This window comes from Pseudomonas sp. 2VD (genome assembly GCF_005503585.1).
In the GTDB taxonomy this organism is placed as follows: Bacteria; Pseudomonadota; Gammaproteobacteria; order Pseudomonadales; family Pseudomonadaceae; genus Pseudomonas; species Pseudomonas aeruginosa.
This window is the reverse complement of sequence record NZ_SCND01000643.1, coordinates 1-1,409: the sequence shown is the minus strand read 5'-3', so window position 1 is coordinate 1,409 and position 1,409 is coordinate 1. Positions and strand designations below refer to the sequence as shown.

Sequence of the window (1,409 nt, the reverse complement as noted above, 5' to 3'; positions counted from 1 at the left end):
CGGTACCAGCCCGGCTCGCCCTCGACGTCACTGACGATGATCTGTGCAGCGCGCAGCGGGCGACGGCCGCGCACTTCGGCGCTGGGGTTTTCCTGGTCGGCGACGTACTGGCGGATCCACTTGTTCAGCTCCAGCTCGAGGTCGGTACGCTCCTTCCACGACCCCAGCTGTTCGCGTTGCAGGACCTTCAGGTAATGGGCCAGGCGGTTGACGATCATCATGTACGGCAACTGGGTGCCGAGCTTGTAGTTCAGCTCCGCGGCCTTGCCTTCGGCGCTGATGCCGAAGAACTTCGGCTTCTGCACCGAGCTGGCGGAGAAGAACGCGGCGTTGTCGCTGCCCTTGCGCATGGTCAGGGAAATGAAGCCTTCCTCGGCCAGTTCGTACTCGCGGCGATCGGACACCAGCACCTCGGTGGGGATCTTGGTCTCGATCTCGCCCATGCTCTCGAAGTGGTGCAAAGGCAGGTCCTCCACCGCACCGCCGCTCTGCGGCCCGATGATGTTCGGGCACCAGCGATACTTGGCGAAGCTGTCGGTCAGCTTGGTGCCGAAGGCATAGGCGGTGTTGCCCCACAGGTAATGCTCGTGGCTGTTGGCCACGGTCTCCTTGTAGGCGAACGACTTGACCGGATTCTCTTCCGGATCGTAGGGCGTGCGCAGCAGGAAGCGCGGTACGGTCAGCGCCACGTAGCGGGAATCCTCGGACTGGCGGAAGCTCTGCCACTTGGCGAACTGCGGGCCTTCGAAATGATCCTTCAGGTCCTTCAGGTCCGGCAGGCCGGTGAAGCTTTCCAGGCCGAAGAACTTCGGACCGGCGGCCGCCACGAACGGCGCATGGGCCATGCAGGCCACGCTGGAGACGTATTGCATCAGCTTGACGTCGGGCGAACTGGGCGACATGTAGTAGTTGGCGATGATGGCGCCGACCGGCTGGCCACCGAACTGGCCGTATTCGGCGGTGTAGATGTGCTTGTACAGGCCGGACTGCATCACCTCGGGCGAGTCCTCGAAATCGTCCAGCAGGTCCTGCTTGGAAACGCTGAGAATCTCGATCTTGATGTTCTCGCGGAAGTTGGTGCGGTCGACCAGCAGTTGCAGGCCGCGCCAGGCCGACTCCAGCGCCTGGAAATCGGGATGATGGAGGATCTCGTCCATCTGCGTGCTGAGCTTGGCATCGATCTCGGCGATCATCCGGTCGACCATCGCCTTCTTCACCGGCTCGCCGTCGTTCTGCGGCTTGAGCAATTCCTCGATGAAGGCGGAGACGCCGCGCTTGGCGATGTCGTAGGCCTCGTCGTCCGGGCTCAGGCGGGTCTCGGCGATGATGCTGTCGAGAATGTTGTATTCGCCGTTCTGGTTCCGGCCTTGCTGTGCGGCACTGGTGCTCATGTATCTGCTTCCTTGGCT

General features: G+C 62.6%; 1 protein-coding gene. It reads right to left on the bottom strand.

All coding sequences use genetic code 11. From position 1 onward, the window contains the following. A partial coding sequence (gene tssC, locus FFS27_RS32720) for a type VI secretion system contractile sheath large subunit (RefSeq protein ID WP_137952554.1) occupies window positions 1-1,391 on the bottom strand: 1,391 nt, incomplete at its 3' end. Between the last annotated feature and the right edge of the window lie 18 nt (window positions 1,392-1,409).